Below are 19,433 nucleotides of genomic sequence, written 5' to 3'. Positions count from 1 at the left end.
AGTTGGTAGAGCATCTCCCTTTTAAGGAGAGGGTCCTGGGTTCGAGCCCCAGCCAGATCACTTCTAAAAGTCTCAGCGAAAGTTGAGACTTTTTTTGTGTCCCCACTTTTTGCTCAATACTCGTGTTTTTTCTGCGATCTAGCATTCACGAAGATAGTAAGGTCAATTGGCAGTCTACTTGCCTTTCACATTATTTAACGACTAGTGGAAGAATAATTGCAGTTATTTATTGAACCAGAAAGGCCAATAATAATTTAGCACAGCCGCGTTAAGTTTTTATTCGAAACAAATACCTTCGTAGTTATACATGACAAGAAATCAACCCATAGGAATTTTTGATAGTGGAATGGGGGGGCTTACCGTAGCCCATGCCGTAAAGAACCTGCTTCCAAATGAACAAATCATCTATTTTGGTGATAGCGCGCATTTGCCTTATGGCGATAAATCTGCAGCTACCATTCAAGCTTATTCTGTCAAAATTTGTGATGTACTATTACAGCAAGGGTGTAAGGTGATTTTAATCGCTTGTAACTCGGCTTCTGCGGCTGCTTATGAGCTTGTTAAAGCTTATGTGGGCAGCAAGGCACAAGTACTGAATGTTATTGATCCTGTGGTAGCTTATGTGACGGAGAAGTATAATGATGACGCTAACATTGGTCTGATAGGAACAAAGCAAACCGTTGGTTCTGGCGTTTATGAACGAAAACTTAAAAGTGAAAACCCAGAAATTAACTTTGGAGCTTTAGCAACACCGCTTTTAGTACCGATGATAGAAGAAGGCTTCTACAAGAATGATATTTCGGAACAAATCATAAATCAGTATTTGGGACGAGAAGAACTTGAAGGGATAGAAGCCTTGATTTTAGGTTGTACACATTACCCTTTGATCAAAAAGCAGGTGTCGGCATTTTTTCAAGATAAAATCGAAGTGATTGACTCTTCCACCATAGTAGCTCGAGCTTTGCGGAGTATGCTCCAAGAAAGCGATTTACTTGCCACTGAGCGTTCAGGAAAGAACAGGTTCTTGGTTTCTGACTTTACCCCTTCTTTTCAGGCCGCTGCCGAACTCTTTTTTCAAGAAGAAATTAAATTAGAGAAACATGTTTTGTGGGAGTGAATACAATACTCTTGCTCTTATTTTCACTAAACATTTTCTTTGCATCTAATTCTATGCACAGAATAGCATGAGATGTTCTAATAACATTGGCGGTATATGAATTGTATATACATAAAAATGCTGTATGTATTAAATTGAAAAAAAAGCTCCCTTTATATTTGTTGATTTAATTTTATATAATTATGTAATAACTGATCAGTATTACCTTATTCATTTGCAAATGGTATGCGCACTCGTTCTATCTTCTTGAAAGGTGGTTGTCCCTAGGGGTTTTCTCAAAGTAATTAGTGTTACTGAATTTTACTCAGACAGGCTAGTGTTTAACAGATACAATGCATAAGTGAAGATGGCATCAATCTTAACTTAAGTAAGTTGATTTTTAATTTGGTTTGTTGAGATATAAATGAGTAAACAAAAAATTTTAATCAATGGTTAATTTTATGAAAAAAAATCTAAAAAGTCTATTGTCAGTTTTAGGGTTAGTTGCTTTCTTTATAGTAGCATTAACCTTTAAAGTTAAGTCTCAAGATCCGCCTCCGCCTCCGCCTTGTGAGGGAGAAGTTGTTGCGGTTTCCGGTACCAAAATGACCATAAACCCGAATGATCCTTGGATTTACGAGTGTATGGGTGCATTTACAAACTGTACTGACGTATTTGTAATAGGTTGTCGAGAAGAGCAAGAGTGAAAAGTATTATTTTAGTTGGGGCAGGACTTTTATTTTTCCTGCCCTTTTTTTCTTGTTCTAAAAGGTCAAAGGAACAATCTTTAAGCGAAGAATATTCAGTTAATCTTGAAGCCGATTTCTTGTCGCCTATTGCTAAAGACAGTATCTTAATAGATACTCATGGCGATTTGTTTTATAACTCTATTCCAAAACTCGATCGAGAACAATATTTAAACAATCAATTGTTTTTGATGGGATACAATGGCTTAAATGTGGGTGTTATAGACACCACAGGAAGGTTCACTAGGCATATTACCCGAAAGGGGAATGGTCCGGGTGAAATTCCAGTTGGCAACAATGCATCAGGATGGCAGAGCATCGATGGGGGAATATACGTGCTTACAGGTGGAAACGCTTATATGCTATTTGTTTACGATAAATATGCGAACTTTCGTTACTCTTTGAAGCTTTTCCAAGCCTTGCCCGATTACTATCGTTTCCCGCTCACCTCATTTCATTTTACGGAAAAGAATGAAGTGGGTAAATTTTACTTAACTCTTGCGGTAGGTAGCACAATATATAGTCCATTTACCAAATCTTATTATGAAAACACCGATGTCCTAGCTCGCTTTGAAATCAATGAATATCAACAGAAAATTGTTTCTGCAGAGACATTTATGCCTAATAAAGGTTTACCTGAAATAAAAGAGAGTTTAAAAGAAGGTAAAACGTACTGGTTCAACCCAAACCCATTGTTCCAGATAATTGGGAATAAAACCTATTTTATGCTTTCGTTTTCAGACGGTATTTATGTTTTGAATGAGGATTTGGAGATTGAGGAAATGATAAAGCCTAAGGTGCTTTCCGAAGTGAATAAAATTAAAGATGGATCGAATTTTCTCCTTAAAACCCCTTATCAATTTTATGACATGACATATTATCAGTATAAGAATTTTTTGAGCAATTTATACATCAATAATCTCCAAGTCTTGGGTGATTTAGTTATCGTACAGTTTTCGAAGCCTTTAAAGGGGAAGGATTTCTTGCCCAAGTTTCCCACCAGAAATCAAGTTAATCAAGGTAAGGTGGGTGGTTTTAGTCAAAAGCGTGATCAATACTGGTTGATTTACAATCTAAAAAATGGAAAAGAAGAGTTGATTAAGCTGCCACCTGAATATTTAACAGGCATTTTTCTGGATAAAAAAAGAATGGTAGTAGAAAAAAGATTTAATGATATTGAGGGATTCTACTTGATGAAATATACACTGCCAAACCCGATTGGTCAGTAAGCTCAACTAATTCCACATCGACTTAAAGACCAACAAGAAGACCTTGGTAAGTACACAACAGGGTTTTTACGATGCAATTGTCAATGGCCAGATTTTAATAAAGAAGGAGATAGCGCTTGATAGGAAGAAGAAGTTTAACTACTTCTATTTAGTACCGATTTTCAATAAGTGAAATACGACCTTCTCCTTTTCTGACTTTATCCTACACATCTTGTAGACTTTACACTTCGACTTAACGAATTATATACTTTCTTTGCAGTGAACAAGGGAAATTCGGATCGTGTACGCGTTTTTATTCTTTTTAAATTTTGTGCTCATCTATACCATTTTTGCGGTGTATGCGGAAAGAAAAATCTCTGCATTCATTCAAGACAGGTATGGCCCAATGGAAACGGGCCCTTATGGTTTACTCCAAACCGTAGCCGATTTGCTTAAACTGCTCCAAAAGGAAGATATCGTTCCCTTAGCGGCTGATAAAAGAATCTTCAAAGTAGCGCCACTCATCATTTTTACTTCGGTATTTGCTGGTTTTGCCGTGCTCCCGCTCACTTCAGATTTTGGGGGTTCTCAAATTGAAACGGGAATATTCTATCTGCTGGCCATCGTGTCGTTAGATGTGATTGGTATTTTGATGGCAGGTTGGGGTTCCAACAGTAAATATGCCTTGCTAAGCACCATGCGTTCTGTGGCCCAAATTATTTCTTATGAAATCCCTTTAGGGCTGTCCGTGGTTTGCGTCATCATGGTTTCTCAGTCCCTCAACTTACAAGAGATCGTTTATCAGCAAGGAATATTCATCAATGCCATCGACCCGAATGCTCAGAACTTCCTTTTCGGTATTAAAGCTTTAGGGATTGAAACCACTCACATTGGCGGTTTCCTGACTTGGAACATTTTCAGAATTCCATTTTTTTTCTTGGCTTACCTAATCTTTTTCATTGCCTCTTTGGCCGAAGCTAACCGTGCTCCATTTGATATTCCGATTGCAGAGTCGGAATTGGTTGCTGGTTTCCATGTAGAATATTCTGGCTTTAGGTGGGCCATGATCATGCTTTCAGAATATGGCATGATGCTCTTGATTTCATTTTTAGGAGCAATTCTGTTTTGGGGTGGTTGGAATACCCCTCTGCCCAATATTGGTTCTGTGGCCTTGGCCGATTGGACCAGTGGCGAGCCCGGCACGATTGCAGGACATTTATGGGGCGCATTTTGGTTGGTGTCGAAGGCTTTGTTTACTGTTGGTTTGCAGATTTGGATCCGCTGGACCTACCCTAGATTAAGGCTAGATCAGCTCATGAATTTAAGCTGGAAATACCTGACTCCGGGCGCTATAGTTTTGGTTTTGGTGAGTGCTTTGTGGAGATTGCTGATGATATGAGTAAGTACTGGAAAAATATCGCCATTGCTACAAAAACCCTGAAAGAAGGGCTCAAGGTTACTTTTGAGCACATGAAGGATGCGACTACTCAGCGCGATCCATTGTATGTGGACGATGAAAATTACTTCGAGAAACAGAACGGAATTTTCGCCACACAATACCCTAAAGAAATTATTCCGGTGCCCGACAATGGGCGCTATAAGCTTCACAATGAAATTGAAGATTGCATTGTCTGCGATAAGTGCGCTAAGATTTGTCCTGTAGACTGTATTGACATTGAGCCGGTAAGGGCGGTAGAAGAAATCGGAAAAACTTCCGATGGCACACCAAAACGGATTCATGCCGCCAAATTCGATATCGATATGGCGAAATGCTGCTTCTGTGGTTTGTGTACTACCGTTTGCCCTACGGAATGTCTCACCATGACGAAGGAATACGATTTCAGTGCTTTCGATTTTGCGGACCATAATTTTGCTTTTGGCGAAATGACACCGCTGGAAATTCTGGAGAAAAAGCAGGCTTTAGAAGAGTTCAACAAAAAGAAGGAAGAAGAGAAAGAGAAGATGGCAGCTTTGGCTAAAAGTAAGCCAGCTTCAGCAACGGCCGCAAAACCCGCAGGTGCAAAACCAGCTTTCAGGCCTAAGCCAATGAAGCCAAAGGCGGCTACAACTTCTACCGAAGAAAAAAAGGATGATGCACCTAAGCCAGTAAGGCCAAAAGTGGTGATGAAACCAAAAATTCAGGCCAAGAAAACAGAGGATTCAAAGGAAGAGGCTAAAGCAGGTGAGGCTCCAAAAGCTGCAAGGCCGAAAATCCCGATGAAGCCGAAAATTCCTGCTGGGCCTAAAGCTGAGCCTTCAGAAGAAAAGCCTGTGCAGCGTGTGGTCATTCGACCTAAAATTCATGTGAGGAAGAAAGAGGAGGAAGGTTCTTCGGAAGAAGCCAAGCCAAAACCTCGTCCGATAATGCGGCCAAAAATCCAGCCGAAGAAAAAGGATGATGAAGATGAAAATGAGACAAACGATTAACGGATGCCAATAGAGAACATCATATTCTATGCGTTTTTAGGACTTACGGGTCTGTCGGCATTGTTTATTCTTATGTCGAAGAATATTCTGTATTCGGCATTTGCGCTGATCGCAACCTTTATTGGAATGGCGGGTATTTTCGTTTTACTCGGTGCTGAATTTGTGGCTATCACCCAAATTTTAGTCTATGTCGGTGGTGTCCTCATATTGATGGTTTTTGGCATTATGCTCACCAATCGCTTGTCGCAAGCCAAAGTGGAGACAGAGGTGTACAATAAATTCTTTGGTATATTAATCTCGGCAGGGCTGTTTTATATTTTGGCCAAAGCCATTGAAATGGCAGATTTTGCCAATATGGGCTGGATGAAAAATACTCCTTCAGCACCTTCAAGTGTGCGAGATTTAGGAATGAAAATTATGACGGATTATGTACTGGTTTTCGAAGTCATTGGCATTTTGCTTTTGCTGGCTTTAATTGGCGCAGTACGCATTGCAGGTAATACAAGAGAGGAGGGAATCGATGCCACTTAATACTATTCTGTTGTTGGGCGCTGCCTTGTTCTGTATTGGTTTGGCCGTTGTGGTGACTCGCAAAAATGCCATTGCCGTTTTGATTGGCATCGAACTCATGTTGAATGCTGCCAACTTAAACTTAGTTGCTTTTAGCCGTTTTGATGCAATAGAATTGCAAGGCCAGATCTTTGCGCTTTTCGTCATTACCGTAGCCGCTGCCGAAGCCGCTGTTGCCTTGGCAATCGTAATCAAAGTCTATCAACATTTCCAAACCGCCAATTTGGATAAAATCAATGAGCTGAAAGGATGATTGATTTGAATGACATCATATCGGCCACGGAATTTAACCCTTTGATTTATTGGATCATCGCTTTGATGGCGATTCCGTTACTGTCGTTTTTCACTACTACTTTCCTAAAGAAAATAGCGCCTGCTTGGGCCACACTGTTATTGGGAATTAACCTTTTGATTTCCATTTATCTGGCTTCGCAATATTGGGACACTACGGGAGTGTCCATTCGCGGTAACTGGTTCAGTATTGGCGATACGCAACTCACTTACTCTTTTCTGATCGACCAACTGGCGCTGATTATGCTGGTGGTGGTTAATTTCATTTCGGTATTGGTGCATTTCTTTTCCATGGAATATATGCGCCATGATGAGAACAAGTCCCGTTATTTTGGTTTGCTTGGCCTGTTTACCTTCTCCATGTTGGGCATTATTCTGTTTTACGATTTGCTCTTCATTTTCATTTTTTGGGAACTGGTGGGTTTGTCTTCTTTCCTGCTTATTGGTTTTTGGTTCGAAAAGAAATCAGCTTCTCTTGCTGCCAACAAAGCCTTTATCATGAACCGCATTGGTGATTTAGGTTTCATCACTGGTTTGATGATTCTCTATTCCCAGTTTCAAACTTTCGATTTAGAAGGCATAAAATCATTGACGGTACTCAGCAGTATTGAAGATGGAAATTGGGTAGCAGAATACTTTAAAAATGGAGAATTGGTCAGAAATAGCCTCGATGGCCGATGGCTCAGTGCAGCAGGAATTGCGTTGTTTTGTGGGGCTGTAGGTAAATCGGCTCAATTCCCCTTACAAGTCTGGCTTCCCGATGCGATGGAAGGCCCAACACCAGTTTCGGCATTGATTCACGCGGCTACCATGGTGGCGGCTGGTGTGTTTATGATCGCACGAATCTTTGTGATTTTAGATGCTCAGGCCTTGGAAGTTGTGGCTGTTGTAGGTGCCATTACTGCTTTCATGGCTGCAGTTGCGGCCTTTTCACAATTCGACATTAAAAAAGTTTTGGCCTATAGCACCATTTCACAATTGGGCTATATGGTTTTGGCTATGGGAGTGGGCGCTTATACCGCTGGGCTTTTTCATTTGGTAACACATGCCATGTTTAAGGCTGGACTTTTCTTAAGTGCAGGAACTATCATTCACCAACTGCATCAGCTTGAGGGCAAGGATGTCAATTTCGATCCACAAGACATGCGCGTGATGGGTGGGCTTCGGAAGTACATGCCAGTGACCTTCATTTGCTTTTTGATTTGCGCATTGGCATTGGCGGGCTTACCTGGTTTTTCTGGTTTCCTTTCAAAAGATGCCATTTTATTGAACACCGCAGTGTGGATTGATGAAAAGGGTGGAGGCTTCTATTTTATAGAAGTACTGGCTTTTGCTACAGTGTTGATTACTGCATTCTATACTTTCAGAATGATCTTCTTAGTGTTTACGGGTGATTTTAGGTTACCTAAACTTATTCCAGCGAGTGCTACACTAAAGCCTTTAAAGGACGGGAATGTGTTCTTGAAGTTGCCGATGGTGTTATTGGCCATTGGCTCTATCAGCATGATTTTTGGCTTTACAATGAAGGCCGAAAACACTTGGTTCTATCAATTAATTCAAGATCCAATTTTCTTGGTGCCCGAAAGTTATGCGGCATTTAACCTTATGGATTTGCCTCATGAATGGTTCGAGAATTTGCATTTCCGTGTGGCGGCCATTTCAATTGGTTTGGCATTGTCAGGGCTGGTCATCGCCTATTTTTTATTCAAACCAGGAGCAAAATTTTCAGCTTCGTTCGCAGAAAAGCGCGAACCAATTGGGCTAGTCGGTCAGGTTTCATTTTACCACTGGTACCAGAATGCACTTTACGAAAAAATTATATTGAAATTTATATTGTGGAAGGCGAATCGAATTGCTTGGTTCGACCGCGTGATTTTGGACGGTTTCATCAACTTTATCGCCAAGTTTCAGGTGGTGTTCGCTCACCTCATTGCTTGGTTCGACAGGAATATCATTGATGGATTCGTACATTTGACGACTTATACAACAGGGCGCGTTGGGCAACTGACGCGTTCGGTGCAGTCGGGCAATCTACAAGCATATATTATGGCTGCTTTGGCCTTTTTAATTCTCATGTTAATCTGGCTTCTATTTTAGTGAAATGATAGAAAATCTTTTAACCTATATCATATTTACCCCGCTGCTTGGCGCACTTGTGGTCTTATTTTTACCACAGTCTAAAACCAGTAGTTTCAAATGGGTCGCTCTTGGCGCATTGGGCGTTACGCTTGTACTATCCGTATTGGCAGTTACTAGTTTCGATGCTTCTGTAGAAGGACTTACCAATTCAGAAAGCCAGCTTCAGCTGGTGGATAAAGCCGAATGGTTTTCAGTCGAACTGGGTTCGCTTGGCAAATTCTCTGTCGATTATTTTGTAGGGGTAGATGGATTGAACCTTTCTTTACTGCTTCTGGCAGCCATTGTGCTTTTTATAGGAGCTATTTCTTCCTTCGGAATTAAGCAAAAACAGAAGGGTTATTTTGGGTTGTACTTGCTACTTTCTACTTCGGTTTTAGGTTGTTTTGTTGCCCTCGATTTCTTCCTCTTCTACCTCTTTTTCGAATTTATGCTTTTGCCCATGTATTTCCTTATCGGAATTTGGGGTGGGTCAAAAAGAGAATACGCTGCCATTAAATTTTTCCTTTATACGCTAGTCGGTTCCATCTTAATCCTGATCGTTATGATTGGGCTGTACAATTCGGTTTACGATCCAGTAAAAACCGGTATGGAAGCGGGAGTGATTGAGCATGTTTCTGAGGCTTCTCTGGACATGATCAGCAGTATCCAGTTTGCGGTGCAATCGGGGCAAATGGAAAGTGGAAATATTGTGAAGTCATTCAACATGATTTCTATGGCGGATGACGCTAACTACCTGCCTGATTCCTTTTTAGGTAAGAACAGTTATGGTGAAATTTTCGGCCAATCTGCCCGATGGATGGCATTTTTAGCCTTGTTGATTGGTTTTGCGATTAAGCTTCCGGCTTTTCCATTCCACACTTGGCTACCCGATGCACACGTAGAAGCACCAACCGCAGTTTCTGTAGTGCTGGCGGGAATTCTATTGAAAATTGGCGGTTACGGAATCATCCGAACGGCCTTTAGTTTTTTCCCTGATAGTGCATTTCATTATTCGTGGCTGATCGGCTTCTTTGGCTTGTTCTCCATATTGTATGGCGCGATGAACGCTCTTGCACAAAAAGATTTAAAGCGATTGATCGCTTACAGTTCCGTTTCTCACATGGGCTTTGTGCTACTAGGTTTAGCCGCCATGACAGTGGAGGGTGTCACTGGCGCGATTTATCAAATGTTCAGTCATGGATTAATTTCAAGTATGCTCTTCCTTTTGGTGGGCGTTTTATACGACAGAACCCATGACCGTGGAATCGAAAACTATGGCGGCTTGGCTTCTAAAATGCCGAAATTCACTATTCTGATTACCATCGCTTTCTTTGCCTCATTGGGCTTGCCGGGCTTCTCAGGCTTTATTGCCGAACTGATGGTGTTTATCGGAGCGTTTAAATCTTCAACTGTAATTGGCGCCATTCCATATTGGATGCCAGTAGTGGCTACTTTAGGTTTAGTATTAGGCGCAGGCTATTATTTGTGGACACTTCAGCGTATGTTTTTTGGCAAGTTTTGGGTGAAAGACAAGGCTTGGAGAGAGGCTTTGGTGGACTTAAACGCCAGAGAGTATGTGATGTTGGTTCCATTGGTAATACTGATCATTTGGTTCGGCATTTACCCAGCCACTTTGCTCGATCTCATCAATAATTCAGTGGAAGGCTTTACACAACTTTTAATCCTTTCGGTTGAATGATGTTGCTTCAATCCAATATGGCACTCGGGCTGAAGGAGCAAATTCAAGGCATTTCGGCTGATATTGCTTGGTTAGCGCCAGAAATTACTTTGGTCATCACAGCAGTGCTTTTGTTGATTTACGATCTAATTTTCAAAGAAAATAAGTCTGTTGGCTTGGCTGCCATTGCTTTTGCGGGTCTGGCTTTCTCCTTGGCTTTACTTATTGCTGATTGGGGAAATGTCGGAGGAGATAGAACCCTTATGGGAGGAATGATCCGTTTGGATGGAGCAGCCATTTACCTAAAAGCACTTTTCAGTATTGGTGGATTGATCGGTTTAGTGATGATGCTTCGCTCTAAGCAGAAAGAGAAGTTTTTTAAATCAAGCGAAACGCTATTGTTGTTCTTCGGTTTGGTTTTGGGCACTTTCTTGATGACCATGTCCATTAACTTTTTAATGGTGTATGTGGCCATTGAACTGGTGTCTATTTGTTCTTACGTGCTTACGGGGCTTTTTAAAAGCAAAAGAAATTCTGAAGCAGCCATGAAATATTTGCTGTTTGGCGCTGTGGCTTCTGCCGTAATGATTTACGGAATGAGCTGGCTCTATGGTTTTACTGGTACATTAGATTTTACTTCAAATACCTTTGCAGAAGGTATTTCTCAAGTGGCAGTATTTCCGCTTTCCTTGGCTTTGATCATGACCATTGGAGGTTTCGTTTTCAAATTAGGCGCTTTTCCTTTTCATATTTGGTCACCCGATGTATATGAGGCCAGCCCAACACCTATTGTGGCTATTTTCTCTTCGTTACCAAAACTTGCGGCTTTGGCCATTTTGTTCCGCTTTGTGGCAAACCTTGATGTAGCCATAATCGATTGGCAGTTATGGTTAGGTATTATTGCCATTGCCAGCATGACGGTGGGTAATTTTTCAGCCCTCTGGCAAAAAGATGTAAAACGAATGTTGGCTTATTCTTCCATTGCCCACGCAGGCTTTCTCTTGGTGGGGATTTTAGCTTTTTCTGAAAGTGGAGCAACTTCAGCTTTATTCTATGGAAGTATTTATTTGTTGATGAATTTCGGGGCTTTCTACTTGGTACAATTATTCGAAAACAATGAGGGTAAAACTTCTTTTGATGTATTTAAAGGAATGGGGTTGACCGTGCCGTATTTAGGCGCTTTACTTCTTATAGTCATGATTTCGCTGACAGGACTTCCGCCTATGGCAGGTTTTAATGCGAAGCTTTATGTTTTTTCTAGCCTTTGGGAAGCATGGCAAATTGAAGGTTCTAATATTTTACTTTGGGTTTTTATTTTCGGCTTGTTGAATACCGTGGTTTCGTTATTCTTCTACCTGAAAATACCTTATTATATGTTTTTCAAAAGTGGTAAAGAAGTTTTGGGCGAGCGAACTGGCAATTTGACCGACAAAATTTTGGGCACTATTTTAGTTTTGCCCCTGTTATTGTTATTCTTTAAATCAGATTGGTTGTTGAACGTTTTGAATAGTATTAACTTTGCCCTTTGAATCGACTAAATGAGCGAACAGATTAAACACGAGTGCGGGATTGCTAAAATCCGTCTCAGAAAACCCCTCCAATACTATATCGATAAGTATGGCTCAGCCACCTACGCCATAAGCAAGCTTTACATCATGATGCAAAAACAAGCCAACCGTGGTCAAGACGGGGTTGGAGTTGCTAACATCAAGCTTGGGGTAGATCCAGGAATTCGATATATAAGCCGTTACCGAACCATTGGTCAGCAACCGATCACGAACATTTTCGGAAAAATCACCAAGAAATTCGAAAAGGCGCAGAAAAAGGAAGGCTATAACCCTAAAGATGCACAGTGGCTAAAAAACAACATGGGCTTTACAGGAGAGCTTTGGTTGGGGCATCTTAGGTACGGAACGCATGGCAAAAACAGCATTGAAAGTTGCCATCCGTTTTTAAGACAGAATAATTGGAGAAGCCGTAACCTTGTAATGGCAGGTAACTTCAATATGACAAACGTAGACGAGCTCTTCGACCTACTTGTCAGCCTCGGCCAGCACCCCAAAGAAAAAACCGATACCGTTACTGTAATGGAAAAAATCGGTCACTTTATGGACGAGGAAAATCAGCGCATTTTCGATAAGTACAAAAAGAAAAAGAGCAACGCTGAAATTACCGAGATTATAGAAAATGAATTGAATATTCAGCGCGTGCTGAAACGTTCGTTCAAAGATTTTGATGGTGGTTACGCCATGGTTGGTTTGTTGGGGCACGGAGCATCTTTTGTGGTACGTGATCCAAATGGAATTCGTCCAGCCTTCAAGTACATTGATGATGAAGTGATCGTGGTGGCCTCTGAAAAGCAGGCAATTAAAGCGGCTTTCAACGTAAACTATTCCGACATTTCTGAAGTGGAACCGGGCCATGCACTGATTGTGCACAAGGATGGTGAATGGGATGAAGTGCCGATTATGAAGAAGCGTGAACTTAAGGCTTGTTCATTTGAAAGGATATATTTCTCAAAAGGTACCGATCCAGATATTTATCGCGAAAGAAAGGAACTTGGCAAGTTATTAATTCCTCAAATATTAAAGGCCGTTAACTTCGACCTGAAAAATACAGTTTTCTCATACATCCCTAATACTGCCGAAATTTCTTTCCTAGGTATGATGCAAGGAGTAGATCAATATCTTCTTCGTAAAAGGAAGGACATTATTATTGACGGAAAACCGCATATTGACGATGTTGAAGAACTTTTAAGCTTTCAGCCGAGAGTAGAAAAATTGGTGATTAAGGATGCTAAACTGAGAACTTTTATCGCGAGTGATGAAAGCCGAGATCAGTTGGTAGCCAGCGTTTATGATACTACCTATGAGGTAATTAGGAAGAATGTCGATACGATTGTTGTGGTAGATGATTCGATTGTTAGGGGAACTACGTTGGAGAAAAGCATATTAAAAATGCTCGATTTACTTGAGCCTAAAAAGATTGTTATTGTTTCGTCAGCACCTCAAATTCGTTACCCAGACTGCTACGGAATAGATATGTCGAAAATGAAGGAGTTTGTGGCTTTTAGAGCCATGCTTCTTTTGTTGGAGGAAAAGTATGGTAAAGACCATAAGGAACTTCAAAAGGCATATGAATTAGCTTCCAAAAATATCAATACGGCAGATCAGATTAACTACGCTCAGAGCTTATACGATCAATTTACTGATGATGAAATTTCAGCTAAGATCACTGAGATTGTTCGCCCTAAAGGCATGAAGGCTGAATTGGAAGTGGTCTATCAAACCGTTGAAAACTTACATAAGGCTTGCCCTAATAATGCTGGCGACTGGTATTTCACTGGTAATTACCCAACGCCAGGTGGTCATCGGGTTGTGAATAAATCATTTATGAATTTCTACGAAGGAAAAGAGGGAAGGGCTTATTAAGCCCTTTTTTTATACCTTAATTTTTAAGGCAGTAAGCTAAAATCAATATTAGGAGCAAGGCCCAATGGTTCACGGTCAATCATGCTGTCAACGGTTGTCCAGCCCGTAAAGAAACCACAGTTTTGCATAAAGAAGGAAGTACCTTCCGCTCCACCAGCATAGTCCATTCTGGATTCTTTTCTGGCCGTAGCATCAGCGGTAAATTTTGCCGTTGTCATTTCATACCAATTGCCTTTGGTGTCGCACACCCATTGGTTTGAGTAGAGTCCTTTGCGCGTTTGATTGCCCGTTTCGGTGTGGAAGTTCTCTAAGAATGAATGAGGCCTTTTTACATAAGTATTGGTTTTGGGCCTTCTGAAAGAAGCAATCAATTCCCACTTAGCAATTTCAGGAGCAAAGAAATAGGCAGTGTAGTCCGTATTGTTATTTCCTGCTGGTTCTGCTTTTAAAAGAAAGCGATAGCTCGTTCCAGTCTTCCACATGTATTTGCGGTAACTCTGTCCGCCAGAACCTTCATTACCAAACTCACCTGTATAAACACCTTCGCCTTTTTTCAGCATTTTGATCTGTTGGTCTTCAGGAATGTCTTTCGGGTTATCAGTTTTGAACGGACTCCAAACTGAGAAGAGAATTCTTCTTTCATCAGCACCATTTACCTGTATTCCAAAATAGCCTTCTGCAAATCCGTTGGCCATAAAATAACTGCCCAATACATCTTCGCCTTCGGGTACATTAATTTCATTATAGAAATAAAGAACATCTGAAGCTTCTTCTGGCAATTGATAAGTCAGATGAACAGATGGCCCCCTTCTGCCCCAATAGAAATCATCTTTGGCGAAATAGACCTTACCTTCGGTGGCAGCCCCTCCAATCATTATTTCTGAAATATCTACAGATGCAGCATTGTCTTCTCCAGTGATTTCGAGCGTATGATAACCTGAGTTTTCGATATTAAAACTGCCAATTGAGACCAGTTCGAGTTCAGTATTGGAGATTTTTACACTTTGAGATTTACCATTAAAATTTACCTTTAGTGTACTGGGCTTATCAGCTTTTGCTAACATACCGATTTTGATTTCGCCTATTTCGGCAGTATAAAAGTAGGTTTTAGCGGTTGCTTCATTTGGGGTCCAATCCTTTACTCCGTTGTCCAATAGATTACGATCTTGCTTTGAATCCATTCCTTCAATCCAAGTGTTTCCTTTGGTAAGAATTATAATAGGAAGCTCTTCGGGGGTGAATTTTTTGGCTTTGTTAGTACAGCCGAGAACAGCAAAAATAAGAAATAGTAAGGCCAATTTATGCATCAGAATATAGTTTTAGATTCTAAAATAGCGATTGATACATTATGGAAAAATGAGTTTGATGTTTATGGTAAATATCAATCTTGCTAATACCATTTATCATGAATGATTGAGAGCTAGATTGATAAAATGGGAAAAGATTGGTAACCTATTTCTGGTGTGCCTTATGTCTATTTTTATTTTAGATAGCTGAATAATTACAATGTTTATGTTTGCTCGGCAGAGTAGTAAAGATACCTGAGAGAAAATCCAAAAGTGAGCGTGTGTTAGTGTATGTTTGACGATTAGGCTTTAGTAGTGGGTTATAAAAGAAAAGGCTTCATTTTCAGAAATGAGTTGTATTTTAGTCTGCTCAACAAACCTTAATTAGTCCGCTAGATCAATGCGAAATTTCACCTTGGCTTATATTAGATTCATTTTTTGTATAAGCATTTTGTTGATGTGTCCAGTTGTTAGCGCTCAGACAAAGATAGACTCACTTATAGAAGCTAGGCTTGTCGCAAACCATGATACAACTTCCGTAAGAATTGATATTGGGTTGGGGATGGCTTTTGAAAATACTGACTTCGATTCCGCACTATTTTATTATCAAAGGGCACTACAATTATCTCGCTCTTCAAGTTTAAAAGAATTTCCAAGGTTTGAAGGGCTTGTTCTAGAAAATATGGGTTTTGCCTATTACTTGGCTAAAAGAGATAGAGATCAACTGATCAAGAATCTAAAAATGGCGATGTTTATTTATCAAGAGGAGGGCTTGTTAGAAGACCTAGCCAATGCAGAAAATAACTTAGCAACCCATTACAGTAATTTCTCTATGTACGATAGTGCTGTGTACCATTTCGATCAAATCATTGAAAGAAATCTGGCAAATGGAACCGACTATCATATGGCCACGAGTTATAGTTCTTCAGGCTTAAATAGTTTCTATCTCAGACATTTAGATAAAGCTGCAGAGCGTCTTTTAGGAGCCATAAGATATAGTAAGTCAACGGGGGATACCGCCAAAATCTACGCTCCTTATCTTAATTATGGCCTCGTACTCAAGGAGCAAGGCGAGTACGAGAAGGCTAAAGAATATATGAGAGCCTCGCAGGCTAAGCTTAAGCTCATAGATCATACGCGGGGTATAGCACTCACTTACACTAATATTGGCCAAGTGCTCATAAAGCAAGACAGTCTTGATGGTGCTTTCCAATCGTTTACGGATGCCTGGAGTTATCAGGAAAAGCTAGGCTTCTCTAAGGTTGACTATTACAATAATGTGGCGTGGATTGAAAAGCAAAGAGGTAATTACAGGAAGTATCATGAGTATGCATTAGAAGCAGTGAAGACGATTCCAGAAGGTTATGCCCCTTCGTCAACAGGAGATGTATTGGGCACTTTGGTTGAAGCAAAGCTACTGTTAGCTGATTCCGTCTATTTCGATTTAACAAATGAAAAAAACAAGCTTTACAGAGAAGCACTTCCCTATGCTGAAAGAGGCTGGCATTTAGCTGATAGCGTTAATGCCGGAAATGTGAAATTGGGCATAGCCGAATTGTTGGCAACGGTTAACTCAAAAATTGGAAGGTTTGAAGAAGCTTTCAAGTATAGCCAAATTGCTAAACGACTTTCAGAAGAAATTAATGATCAGGCCAAAGCAGATGCCATTGCAAGAATGACCACTGAGTTTGAGACGGAAAGAATTGAAGGTGAGAATACGCTGCTTCAGGAAACTCAGAAGAGACAAACCGCCCAACTCAAACAGCAACGATACTTAATTGCTGGTGCTTTGCTGGTGTTAATCTTGATTGTTTCCATTTCGCTGATTATTCAACGCAATAGATTGAAGCTCAAAAAGGCCAATGCCATCGTGCAAAAGTCGCTAAGGGAAAAGGAGTTATTGCTCAAGGAAATTCACCACAGAGTAAAGAATAACCTGCAAGTAGTTTCCAGTCTCCTCGATTTGCAGTCGAGAGGTATAGAAGATGAAGGAACGCTTTCTACTTTTATGGAAGGTCAAAATAGGGTGAAGGCCATGGCCCTGATTCACCAAAAACTTTATCAAAATGAGAATTTGGCCACGATCAATTTTGAAGATTATGCAAATGTGTTGATTGGAGAATTGAGCACTATTTATAATAAGCAGTCTGATGTGAAAACTGTAGTGAATGGGAAAGGAGCATCCGATTTTGATATCGATACGGCAATTCCGCTTGGCTTAATTTTGAACGAATTGATCTCAAATGCTTATAAATATGCCTTCCGTGGCGAAGAACAAGGAGCCCTTTCCGTTTCCATTCATTCATTGGGTGAAGGTAAACACCAATTGATAGTTGAAGATAATGGTGGTGGTTTGCCCGATTCGTTTGATTTTCAGAAAGCCAAAAGCCTTGGTTTGCGATTGGTAAGAAGATTGGCAAAGCAGCTTTATGGAAATGTAGAGTATTCGAATATTGGGGGGGCAAAATTTGTTATTAACTTCACCGACACCTTACAGCGCAAGGCAATCTAAAAATGAGCAAAGTAAAAATACTCGTAGTAGAAGATGAAATGGTGATAGCGGATAACATCTGCTTGATACTAGAAGATCTAGGCTATGAAGTTTTAGAGCCTGCTATCAATTATGAAGAGGCTTTGGAGACCATTGAGGCTGAGCGCCCAGACATGGCCATTTTAGATATTCAGTTGGGCGGTAAAAAGGATGGGGTAGATTTAGCATGGACTATCAAAGAGCAGTACGATTTTCCTTTTATCTTTCTCACTTCCAATGCCGATGCGGGAACCATTGAAAGGGTGAAAAAATTAAGCCCGCCTGCTTATTTGGTCAAGCCCTTTAAAAAAGATGACCTCTATACTTCTGTAGAAATAGCACTTCATAATTACGCAGAGAGTAAGGGAAGCAAGAAAAGTATTGATGAAGATTTACTGATTAAGGATGCCATTTTTGTGAAAGAGAAGAATCTGTTTCATAAAATTAAGCTTGAAAATATTCGCTACCTAAAGAGTGACCATGTGTATATAGAAGTATACACAACGGATGGTCAAAAACACTTGATACGAGGTAGTCTAACAGATTTTTCAGAAAGACTTCCGAAAAACTTTTATCGCACCCATCGTAGTTTTACCATCAATGTAGATCACATGGATGCTATTAATTCAGCTTATGTGATGATTGATGGAGAACAAATACCCATAGGCAAAAACTACCGAGACGACCTACTGAAGAAAATTCGGGTTGAATAGCCATTGGTCAGACCAACAAAATTTCAAATATTTCTTTTAAATCATTGTGAAATCACTGTGATTGCGTTGGTTTTATTCTCAACTTTAGAAGAATGAGTCACGGAAAACAATTAGAGCAGAAGTTGAAAGAGTTGGGCATCAAGAAAAAGGAACTGGCTGAAAGGTTGGCGGTTCACCCAAACACTATCACCCTTTGGCTAGGTAAAGACATACTTGAATCTTCCGTTAAGCAGAGAATTGCCGATTCGCTTGATTTGGCTGAATCATCTATTTTTTATTCAGTACAAATGAAGTCTTTGACTATTAATGAACCTGAATCTGTTTATGGAGAAGTTTCAGCCCCCCCAAAACCATTGAAAAAATTAGATGCGTTTCAATACTGTGGCTTACTAGGCATAAAGAAAGATGGTCTTGAGCTTCAAAGAAAATGGAGGGGTGAATGGTAAATTATGAAGACCGTGTTTTAGTCGATACCAATGTCATCATCTATATTCTAAATGGAAATCGTGAATTGGCAGAGAATGTGCATGGCCGCTATACATTTCTGTCTGTAATATCTGAACTTGAACTATTGAGTTTCCCCAAAATTACTCCCAAAGAAGAGTTTGTGATTAACTCCTTCATTAGTGATATGAATGTTATTGGTCTAAACGATGACGTTAAAAGAGAAACTAAAAGAATCAGAAAGCTTTATGGTTTGAAGTTGCCTGATTCCATCATAGCTGCCACAGCCGTTTACCTCAATTGCCGATTGCTAACGGCTGATCAACAATTTTTGAGGATACCTGAGCTGGATGTCATCAGTGTAATCCCTTAACTGAATATTCTGAGGTAAACCAAAGTAACGCTCTTTGACTATTCTAAGTGGCCAAACCAATGAACTACCATGACCGCGCGCTAAAGAAAACCTGAGTAGAGTAACACCTATTTAGCACGCCACCCTGGACTTGTTTCAGGGTCTCTACATTGAGATGCTGAAACAAGTTTAGCATGACTGACACTGGAAGGTTTCAGAACAAAAAACCACCCCTTCAGAACAATTTTAGGTTTCTAAGCCTGCACTTCACTAACATCACATTCCCATCAGGGAACCTCAACATTGATATACCGCACATGTGCCTATTTATTGGGTACGTGAGCTAATATTCACCAAATAGATTTCTTTAGAAGATTTCCTTCCCTTTCTAGGCGAAGAAGAGATTCTCCTCTTCCTACATCAATTGGGCAAAGAGGTTTTAACAGCCATCCACTCTTTCAGAACAAGACAGCCCTAGTTCAGAACATAATTTTTCAGGCGCAAAAAACGATGACTTTATTCGTCTGAAATATGCTATACCCT

At 40.3% G+C, this 19,433-nt stretch carries 16 protein-coding genes; 15 read left to right on the top strand and 1 reads right to left on the bottom strand.

Annotated elements, in window-relative coordinates:
- The first annotated feature begins 307 nt into the window (after positions 1–307).
- The 11 genes from murI to AAC026_RS15765 all read left to right on the top strand — a co-directional run bounded on the left by murI (position 308) and on the right by AAC026_RS15765 (position 13,565).
- Positions 308–1,117 (top strand): glutamate racemase, encoded by an 810-nt coding sequence (gene murI / locus AAC026_RS15815; protein WP_339700011.1) that lies wholly within the window; start codon positions 308–310, stop codon positions 1,115–1,117.
- Positions 1,118–1,557: 440 nt separating this feature from the next.
- Positions 1,558–1,803: a hypothetical protein gene (locus AAC026_RS15810; protein WP_339700009.1), complete on the top strand. Its 246-nt coding sequence runs from the start codon at positions 1,558–1,560 to the stop codon at positions 1,801–1,803.
- On the top strand, positions 1,800–3,071 hold the full coding sequence (locus AAC026_RS15805) for a hypothetical protein (protein ID WP_339700007.1): 1,272 nt from the start codon (positions 1,800–1,802) through the stop codon (positions 3,069–3,071). Before AAC026_RS15810 ends, AAC026_RS15805 begins: the two co-directional genes overlap by 4 nt.
- Positions 3,072–3,351: 280 nt before the next feature.
- Positions 3,352–4,449, top strand: a complete 1,098-nt coding sequence (locus AAC026_RS15800; protein ID WP_339700006.1) for a complex I subunit 1 family protein — start codon at positions 3,352–3,354, stop codon at positions 4,447–4,449.
- Positions 4,446–5,477 carry a 4Fe-4S dicluster domain-containing protein gene (locus AAC026_RS15795; RefSeq protein WP_339700004.1) on the top strand — a complete coding sequence of 344 codons (1,032 nt, stop codon included), beginning with the start codon at positions 4,446–4,448 and terminating at the stop codon, positions 5,475–5,477. Before AAC026_RS15800 ends, AAC026_RS15795 begins: the two co-directional genes overlap by 4 nt.
- A gap of 3 nt (positions 5,478–5,480) precedes the next feature.
- Complete coding sequence (locus AAC026_RS15790) at positions 5,481–6,008, top strand: NADH-quinone oxidoreductase subunit J (RefSeq protein WP_339700002.1); 528 nt, start codon at positions 5,481–5,483, stop codon at positions 6,006–6,008.
- Positions 5,998–6,300, top strand: coding sequence for an NADH-quinone oxidoreductase subunit NuoK (gene nuoK, locus AAC026_RS15785; RefSeq protein ID WP_339700000.1), 303 nt, complete (start codon positions 5,998–6,000; stop codon positions 6,298–6,300). The genes AAC026_RS15790 and nuoK overlap by 11 nt, the downstream gene beginning before the upstream one ends.
- A gap of 5 nt (positions 6,301–6,305) precedes the next feature.
- Positions 6,306–8,435 (top strand): NADH-quinone oxidoreductase subunit L, encoded by a 2,130-nt coding sequence (gene nuoL, locus AAC026_RS15780; protein ID WP_339699998.1) that lies wholly within the window; start codon positions 6,306–6,308, stop codon positions 8,433–8,435.
- A 4-nt stretch (positions 8,436–8,439) separates the two neighbouring features.
- Positions 8,440–10,155, top strand: a complete 1,716-nt coding sequence (locus AAC026_RS15775; protein ID WP_339699996.1) for an NADH-quinone oxidoreductase subunit M — start codon at positions 8,440–8,442, stop codon at positions 10,153–10,155.
- On the top strand, positions 10,152–11,663 hold the full coding sequence (locus AAC026_RS15770; protein ID WP_339699994.1) for an NADH-quinone oxidoreductase subunit N: 1,512 nt from the start codon (positions 10,152–10,154) through the stop codon (positions 11,661–11,663). Before AAC026_RS15775 ends, AAC026_RS15770 begins: the two co-directional genes overlap by 4 nt.
- 9 nt (positions 11,664–11,672) lie before the next feature.
- Positions 11,673–13,565 (top strand): amidophosphoribosyltransferase, encoded by a 1,893-nt coding sequence (locus AAC026_RS15765; protein WP_339699991.1) that lies wholly within the window; start codon positions 11,673–11,675, stop codon positions 13,563–13,565.
- A gap of 23 nt (positions 13,566–13,588) precedes the next feature.
- Here AAC026_RS15765 and AAC026_RS15760 read toward each other — a convergent pair whose 3' ends face one another.
- The gene (locus tag AAC026_RS15760; protein ID WP_339699988.1) at positions 13,589–14,872 is read right to left on the bottom strand and encodes a DUF3472 domain-containing protein; all 1,284 of its coding nucleotides are present in this window, start codon (positions 14,870–14,872) and stop codon (positions 13,589–13,591) included.
- A gap of 436 nt (positions 14,873–15,308) precedes the next feature.
- Here AAC026_RS15760 and AAC026_RS15755 point away from each other — a divergent pair, with 436 nt between their 5' ends.
- The 4 genes from AAC026_RS15755 (at position 15,309) to AAC026_RS15740 (ending at position 18,911) form a co-directional block, all read left to right on the top strand.
- Complete coding sequence (locus tag AAC026_RS15755; protein WP_339699985.1) at positions 15,309–17,363, top strand: sensor histidine kinase; 2,055 nt, start codon at positions 15,309–15,311, stop codon at positions 17,361–17,363.
- 2 nt (positions 17,364–17,365) lie between these two features.
- Positions 17,366–18,094: a response regulator gene (locus AAC026_RS15750; RefSeq protein ID WP_339699982.1), complete on the top strand. Its 729-nt coding sequence runs from the start codon at positions 17,366–17,368 to the stop codon at positions 18,092–18,094.
- A gap of 92 nt (positions 18,095–18,186) precedes the next feature.
- The gene (locus tag AAC026_RS15745) at positions 18,187–18,540 is read left to right on the top strand and encodes a helix-turn-helix transcriptional regulator (RefSeq protein WP_339699979.1); all 354 of its coding nucleotides are present in this window, start codon (positions 18,187–18,189) and stop codon (positions 18,538–18,540) included.
- Positions 18,534–18,911 (top strand): type II toxin-antitoxin system VapC family toxin, encoded by a 378-nt coding sequence (locus tag AAC026_RS15740; protein ID WP_339699976.1) that lies wholly within the window; start codon positions 18,534–18,536, stop codon positions 18,909–18,911. The genes AAC026_RS15745 and AAC026_RS15740 overlap by 7 nt, the downstream gene beginning before the upstream one ends.
- Positions 18,912–19,433: the final 522 nt, after the last annotated feature.

The organism is uncultured Roseivirga sp. (genome assembly GCF_963973945.1).
GTDB lineage: Bacteria > Bacteroidota > Bacteroidia > Cytophagales > Cyclobacteriaceae > Roseivirga.
Note: the sequence above shows the minus strand (reverse complement) of the source record. Positions and strands in the feature narration are given on the sequence as shown.